Annotated in this window: 7 protein-coding genes; 2 read left to right on the forward strand and 5 right to left on the reverse strand. The window is 34.6% G+C overall.

Features of this window, described 5'->3' with window-relative positions; genetic code table 11:
* The 5 genes from BR72_RS16950 to BR72_RS16970 form a co-directional block, all read right to left on the reverse strand.
* The coding region (locus BR72_RS16950; RefSeq protein ID WP_035434772.1) for an amino acid permease at positions 1-778 on the reverse strand (778 nt) is incomplete at its 3' end.
* Positions 779-2,062: 1,284 nt separating this feature from the next.
* On the reverse strand, positions 2,063-2,986 hold the full coding sequence (locus BR72_RS16955) for a CobW family GTP-binding protein (RefSeq protein ID WP_035434773.1): 924 nt from the start codon (positions 2,984-2,986) through the stop codon (positions 2,063-2,065).
* A gap of 344 nt (positions 2,987-3,330) precedes the next feature.
* Positions 3,331-3,534: a copper chaperone CopZ gene (copZ, locus tag BR72_RS16960; protein WP_035434774.1), complete on the reverse strand. Its 204-nt coding sequence runs from the start codon at positions 3,532-3,534 to the stop codon at positions 3,331-3,333.
* Positions 3,535-3,555: 21 nt separating this feature from the next.
* Positions 3,556-5,952: a heavy metal translocating P-type ATPase gene (locus BR72_RS16965; RefSeq protein WP_035434776.1), complete on the reverse strand. Its 2,397-nt coding sequence runs from the start codon at positions 5,950-5,952 to the stop codon at positions 3,556-3,558.
* A gap of 12 nt (positions 5,953-5,964) precedes the next feature.
* Entirely contained in the window at positions 5,965-6,276 is a 312-nt protein-coding gene (locus BR72_RS16970; protein ID WP_035434778.1) for a metal-sensing transcriptional repressor, read from the reverse strand.
* A gap of 395 nt (positions 6,277-6,671) precedes the next feature.
* Here BR72_RS16970 and BR72_RS16975 point away from each other — a divergent pair, with 395 nt between their 5' ends.
* Both BR72_RS16975 and BR72_RS16980 read left to right on the forward strand, forming a co-directional pair.
* A complete protein-coding gene (locus BR72_RS16975; RefSeq protein WP_035434780.1) occupies positions 6,672-7,229 on the forward strand; it encodes a hypothetical protein in 558 nt (185 codons plus the stop codon).
* Between the two features lie 3 nt (positions 7,230-7,232).
* Positions 7,233-7,892, forward strand: a complete 660-nt coding sequence (locus tag BR72_RS16980; protein WP_035434782.1) for a PspA/IM30 family protein — start codon at positions 7,233-7,235, stop codon at positions 7,890-7,892.
* The last annotated feature ends 238 nt before the right edge of the window (positions 7,893-8,130 follow it).

An 8,130-nucleotide genomic window follows, 5' to 3' on the forward strand; every position in this document is an offset into this window, starting at 1 on the left:
GAGCACATTTGGCATCAGTAGCTTCTATTCCATAGGTAGCTCTCTGTTTCATAACAAATGATGAAATCATAGGCGAATGATTGAACGAGAATACGATGATTGGTAGTATCATCAATATCGTTCCAAAATATCCTGTGCCTGTTGAAGCAGTAGAAACACTTGAAAAACTAAGCATTGACGTATTCCACTGTGGAATCAAAGATATTGCGATAAAAAGTAGAGAAGCTATGAAAGGATATACTAGCATGCTCATTATCTTTACAGTGATATCTTGACCAAAATTTAGTATAGCTATAAGACCGATTACTAATACAAGCGATAAAATGGCCCTTGGAGGCTCGTTCATGTGCAATTGATTTACGATAAAACTACTTGCAGTATTTGTAAGTGCAACCGAATACATTAGCACGATTGTATAAATTGAAACGAAATATACTATATTAAAAATGATACTTGCCTTATTTCCGAAATACTCTCTTATTGTACCTGTAATTCCCTCATCAGCAGAATTGGAAGCGTATATCATTTTAGCAAGCGCCCTATGTGAGTAATACATAACTGGAAATGCAAGGATGGTAATTAACAGTAATGATAATAAACCACCTGAACCTGCATTAATAGGTAAAAAGAGTACCCCTGCTCCAATTGCTGTCCCAAAAAGACTCAATGCCCAGGTTGTATCCTGTTTATGCCACTTTTTAGGGTCTAGATATTTTTCATTTTTTACTGCAGTATTTTCAGCTTGAAGTTCTATTTTTTTTGCAGTATTCCCATTCATATAATAATTCCTCCTTGTATCCTATTCTTACGTCTCTTGTTAAGGCTTAGGAATATAGTCCATTCTTGAAAAATAAATTGCTTACAAGGTGCCGCGCATCGTATACCCTTCTTCTAAGTTGATCAAAATCGAAACATTCGCTAGTCATCAACTTGATGAATTTGTTAGCGTTTACAAAAAATTCTAATTGTATAGTAGTATATTTTAATGATAATGGCTCTAAATGTACAAACATCCTTAGAAGAACAATAGAGAATAGAAATGTTAACGATTTCATAATATTCCTAATAACTGTTTATTTCTTTAATTGTAATAAAAACTGTATTAGAATTATCACCAAATTTCATTTTCTTACATGACATGAAGTTTAATATAGCGCTTCCATTTTCATGTCGAATAAATTTCCCTTCTAATCACACACCTTTCTTAGAGTAAACGTATCAGTATGTCCAATTTTAGAAGATTACTTGCAAGGTCTTTAGAATTTCCGCACCAGAACCAGGCTTGATATTTTCTCTAGAGGTAATAGATTATCTCTCGACGCCCTCATTATAGCTTGTATATTTATGAGTTATGATATTTTTTTATTTTTAGAAAGATTGAATATACAGAATCTTGAATAGATAATAAATTACACTTGGCATGTAGCAACTGTGTCTATTGTTTGAAGCTGTATTAGTTTAGTATAAAAATAAAATAATACAGATTACCTTTGATTAATTCATTGATTATATTAGAATGTCATTATAAAGATATTTATACTTTCCCTTGTTGTAATATCTTATTTTAGACGTGAAAGCTGTTATAATAAATAATTAATGTAGATGAAACAGGAATAAATTAAGGGAATATAAAATTATTTTGTATATTTATTATTAATATTGAATTTATATACATTTTTCAGAAAAAAAGAACTTTTTCTTATATATCTTAGACATACTGATATTATTACTTTACAAAAGGTGTGTGATTAGTATGGAAAAAGAACAGTTATTTAGGCTCTGGTGCATATAGCCACCAAGTAAAATTTTTGCAGCACCCCCATAACGAAATTTTAAACCTTCTTGTAATAAGAAAGCTCATTTTATCCCGCTATTCGTGGGCAGTATTACTGCCCGTAAAAGCCCGATTGGTGAGGGATGATAATCAGTGGGGGATGAAGAAAACCCCCACTGATTAAAGTTTCACTTTATCGTTTTGGGAGTGACCTGCTTTCCTAGGTTGATGGGCATGGTCCTTCCCCCCTTATTTAAATATTTACCTAAAAACAACCGTACACAAACCTTACAGTTCAACTTGTTCCAAAATTTCTAGTTCTTTCTTCAGTTTCGCTTTATCTAAATTCTCTCCAATAATTACAAGGTTTGTTGGGAACCCAAAATCCTGCTCTAATAAAGATGGCACACCAAATGAGTATTGCAGTAAAGTTGGGTATTTATCACCATGAAACTTCACAAATCCTTTTACACGGTAAATTCCCTCTGGCAAATTAGAAAGCCACTCGTATAATTTGTCTTGATTAATTGATTTTGTAAATGGATAGGTCATAGTTTGAATATGTAAATGCTGTGTCACATGTAATTTCTCGTGATTTTGATTACTTGCAAGCTGTACCTCTTCGAAATCTTCTAAAGATATATTACAATACTGTGTTTCGTATAATTTTGCATGTTTATTTATTAACGATACTTCCTCAACAATCCGTTCCTTCTCTTCATCTCTGAGCAAATCTGATTTATTGATAAGAATATGACTTCCATACTTCATTTGTTCATTTAAAAGTTGTTGTACACTTTTACTTAAAGTTTCACGATTTAGCCATCTGATTGCATCTAATACAACAATAATCGATTTCACTTCAATATAAGGTGCTAAAATAGGTGAAAGGCAAGCGTCCAATACTTCAATCGGATGCGCAACGCCAGTTGTTTCTATATAAACTACATCCGGTCTCTCCTCCTGATATAAGGAATGTAGCTGAATTTCTAATTCATCTTTCATCGTACAGCAAATACAGCCTTTTAAAAGTTCTCTTAAAATATTTTCTCGTCCTACAATATCTGTATCTACGGAGTATTCACCGATTTCATTCATTAGTACTGCAACTTTTCGATTTTTCTTCTTTTCCGCTAATAAAAGATTTTGAAGCAGCGTTGATTTCCCGCTCCCTAAAAAACCACCTAATATATGAATTTCTACTTTGTTCATATGAGTTACCATCCATTCCTTTATTTCTAACAATAATTGCAATTAATTTTACAACATTACCATAAAGCGTAATTATTATGATTTTTATATATTATTCTAGTAAATTCAATTTTATTTGTAAACAAAACGAGATCATGCCTATTCGAAGAAGCTGACCCAAAAGGCATATAAGTGCCTTTTGAAGTTAGTCCTTTTTCCGTTTCGACCATTCTTTGCAATATATCGTCGATTCGCTAAGCTGAATCATACTGAAAAATAAGAGGAGCTGACTAAAAATTGGACTTTTTAATCAGCTCCTTATATAAAACGGCCTCTATAGTAAAAATTTATTAAATTTTTACTATTTACTGCACGTCATATCCTTGATCTTCAATAGCTTCTTTCATTTTTTCTACATCTACTTTTGCTTCATCATATACTACATTTACAGTTCCCTCTTGCAACTGTACTTCTACATTTTGTACTCCTTCTAACTCTGTAAGTGCGTTTGTTACTGCCATTTTGCAATGATTACATGTCATTCCTTGTACGTTTAATGTGATAGTCATATTAAATTCCTCCATATTCATTTATATTTTAACGCGTTTTAAGCGAAGTGCGTTCGTCACAACAGATACAGAACTAAATGCCATCGCTGCTCCGGCCACCCAAGGCTCTAATAATCCAAAAGCCGCCACAGGAATACCGATTGCGTTATAGAATAAAGCCCAAAACAAGTTTTGACGAATATTTTTCATCGTCTTACGACTTAACTCAATCGCTTTTGGTATATGTGATAAGTCACCACCAACTAACGTAACATCTGCAGTTTCAATTGCTACATCTGCACCTGTTCCAATTGCCATACCAATATCAGATTTTGCAAGAGCTGGTGCATCATTAATACCATCACCTACCATTGCTACTCTCTTTCCTTGTTTTTGTAAATCCTCTACAATCTTAGCCTTTTCCTCTGGCAATACTTCCGCAAATACATGCTCAATATGAACTTGCTTTGCAATCGCCTCAGCGGTACGTTGATTATCCCCCGTTACCATGTATACTTCAATTCCCATGTGCTTCAGTGTTTCAATTGCAACCTTTGAACTTTCTTTTACTGTGTCGGCAACAGCGATTATTCCAGCCATTTCCCCATCAATTGCAACAAGCATTGCTGTTTTACCTTGATACTCTAATTCTTTCAAAATTTCTTCATGCTGTGAAATTTCTATAGATTGCTCATTCATTAATTTACGCGTTCCAACAAGAACTTTTTTACTTTCAATGCCCGCTTCAATACCATGACCTGGAATAGCTGAAAAGTGCTGTAACTCTTTTAATTCTATCTCATTTTGTTTTCCATGTTCAACTATCGCATGAGCTAATGGATGTTCAGAAGCACTTTCAGCTGAAATCGCATAATCCAGCATACCTTTTTGAAATTCTATTACATCAGTCACTTCTGGCTTTCCTTTTGTTACTGTTCCTGTTTTATCCAATAACACTGCATTGACTTTATGTGTCCCTTCTAGGTATTCACCTCCTTTAAAGAGAATACCCTTCTCTGCTCCTTTTCCTGTACCAACCATAATCGAAGTTGGTGTAGCCAAACCCAGAGCGCATGGACATGCAATGACAAGAATCGCAATTCCTACTTCCAATGCTTTTGGCAAATCTCCTGGTGTTATAAAGAAATACCATACTATAAAGGCAACTACAGCAATCGCTACAACAATAGGAACAAAAATGCCCGAAATGATATCTGCTAATCGTTGAATTGGTGCTTTAGAACCTTGTGCTTCTTCAACAATTTTAATAATGCCTGCTAATGCTGTGTCTTTTCCAACTTTTTCAGCTTGAATGGTTAGCATTCCATTTGCATTAATCGTCGCACCAATAACAGAATCTCCTTCTTTTTTATCCACTGGAATAGACTCTCCAGTAATCATTGATTCATCAACAGAGGATACCCCTGAAATCACAATACCATCTACCGGTATTTTTTCGCCGGGTTTTACAATCATGATATCTCCAATCACAACTTCTTCTAATGGCACTCGCACCTCTTGACCATTGCGAACGACAAGTGCATCTTTCGCCTGTAAACTTAGCAATTTAGAAATCGCTTCTGTTGTGCGGCCTTTTGCCAATGTTTCAAAGTACTTTCCAACTAATATTAATGTAATTAAAACGGCACTTGTTTCAAAATAGAGATCTGGATTGTAGTTTACCTTTCCTAATGTTTTCAATGCCTCATATAGACTGTAAAAGTAAGCTGCTGATGTTCCCAAGGCCACTAAAACATCCATATTCGCACTTTTATTTCGAAGAGCACGATAAGCCCCGACATAGAAGTGTCCTCCAATATAAAACTGAACGGGTGTTGCTAATAAAAGTTGAAACCATGGATTCATAAGAATATGCGGCATTGGTAACCCTGTATCAAACGGCATATGTCCAAACATTGTATAAAGTAATGGTAAGGACAAGAGAATCGAAATCAGCAGTTGACGCCTTTTCTCCTTAATAACTCCTTCCTTTCTTTCTGAATGATCTACCTCTCCGTTACGGATTTGTCCCTTATATCCTAGTTTCTTTATCTTTTCAAGAATGTTTTCTGTAGAAACTAACCCTTCGTTATACTCTACAACAGCACTATTTGTAGCTAAATTAACTGTTGCACTCGAAATACCTTCCATTTTATTTAGTACTTTTTCAATTCGGTTTGCACAGGCTGCACATGTCATCCCTTCGATATCTAAAGTAACCTTTTCTTCCGCCACGCTATATCCTAGTTTTTCAATTTTGTTTTTTATATTGGAGATTCCCTGCTTTGACGGGTCATATTTAATACTTGCTTTTTCCATCGCTAAGTTTACATTAGCTTCTACCCCATCCATTTTATTTAGCACTTTTTCAATTCGGGTGGCACAAGCTGCACATGTCATTCCTGTTACGCCAAGCGTAACATGTTTTTGATTCCCCATTGTATACCCCTCCTATTTTGAAAACTGCTTAATGACATTCATTAATTCATGAATCGATTCGTCCCCATTCCCTTCATGAATTGCTTTTGCAACGCAATGCTTTGTATGACGCTCCAATAAAGAAAAACCGACCTTATTTAACGCTGCGTTAATCGCTGAAATTTGAATTAAAATATCAACACAGTAGCGATTATCTTCTACCATCTTTTGTACACCACGTACTTGACCTTCAATACGTTTTAAACGTTTCATCACACTTTGAATTTCCTCTTCTGTTCGAGGAACCATTTTTTGATCTATATGATTTCCTTCACAATGATCCATTACTATCACCTCATGAATTATTTTTGTCATTCTTTGTATACATTATACGGGTAGGGGGTATCTGAAGCAACTGTTAATATGCCTATTTTTTCAAGGACAATATATATCACGCCCATGAACATAGATGGGGTGTGATAAATCACCTGCATTGATTAAACGAAGCTGATTATGTAACGCAACTTGTTCAAGATTCATGAGAATTTTTTTAGATATTTCTCATATTTTCATCATTTCCCTTTCATGCCCTTCTCACATCTAAGTTTTACACTAATAATCATTAAAGATATAGCGAGGTGATAAATCCAGATACACACTTCAAATTTTGACCCTATTAACAGTAGTTCTGGATTCACTTTTTCTTGAAACAAAATGAATCATAGATAGGTGGTGAACAGATGAAAAAGAACAAACGTAAAAAATGGTATTGGCTAAAATGGATGTTGATCCTTCCACTGCTTCTTACTTTGCTGTTCTTTGGACTACATAGTATGAAGTCAGAAAGATGGGATCATGAAACGCACAAGAACGCTGAATATGGTATTTCTCACGATAAGGAGAGACAAGCTTTCCTTACAAAGAAAGAAGATTTTTCTAGCTTCGAAAGACATACTCATTATGAAAAGCATCATGAAAAGAGATTTGATGTTCTATTATTTTTACCATTTCTGCTAGAACTTGGCCTTGTTCTTTTCGGCTGGTTAATTCTTCGCAAATCTGAAGGAAATATGGCTAAAAAGTGGACAGGAATACTGATCCTAATTATTGGTTTATTACCACTCTTTCCAATACTTGCACTTGCTGCAATGATTGCCTGGGCGTATAAAAAGGTTAGACAAAAAAGAACGATAACAAGTGAGCATATAAATATTCCTATGTATAATGTTTCAACAATGCAAAAACAAATAGATATTTTAGATCAATGGGAACGGAATATTCGTAAGGAGGAGAAGTAAACAATGGGTATCTTTAAACGAATTAAAAATATTGTAATGGCAGATGTGCACCAAACATTAGATAAGCTAGAAATCCCTGTTAGTATGTTAAAGCAATACCTGAGAGAAACAGAAGAACAAATTTCAAAGGCGCAAAAGGCGCTATCTCACCAATTCTATTTAGAAAAGAAATATGAAGCGTTAATTGTAGAAACTGATGCTCTTGTCACAAAAAGAACTCGTCAAGCTGAGCTTGCGGTATCACGTGAAGAAGATCATATGGCACAGCTAGCTTTACAAGATAAAATCATAAATGAGAAGAAGGCTACACTATATCGTGAACAGTACGAAATAACAAAACAGCAAACAGCCACACTTTATGAACAAATTGACAAACTGCAAGAGAAATATCAAGAATTACAATATAAAGAACTCGTTCTTGTTTCTCGATTAAATGCGGCACAAGCGATAAAAGAAAGTAACGCAGCACTTGCTTCTTTCCATACGGAAAATGCAACGAAAGGTTTTGCTCGCGTCGAATCTTACGTGCAAAAACTAGAAGCGGAAGCTGCTGCTAGCAACTATTTTTATCAGTTAAAATCTCCTAATCAAACAGAGAGTTTAAACCAAGGTTTACAAGAAGAAATAAAACAAGAATTAGAGAAATTAAAAGAAAATAAGTAGTTTCTTTATCTACACTATTTTGTATACACAAGCCAATTATGTTCGAACTATACCCTATAAAATAGAAAAAGATGGTTTCGGTTTGACCCGAGGCCACTGAAAAACTTCCGTTTTTCATCTCATAAAACATATGTAAAACAAAAAAGGCGACCTTTCGTTCAGTTTTGAACGAAAGGTCGCCTTTCTCTCTATACTTTTGTTACTGTTTCCCTTTTAATAATGTCATAATTCGTTTTAA

This window comes from Bacillus sp. UNC322MFChir4.1 (genome assembly GCF_000746135.1).
In the GTDB taxonomy this organism is placed as follows: Bacteria; Bacillota; Bacilli; order Bacillales; family Bacillaceae_G; genus Bacillus_A.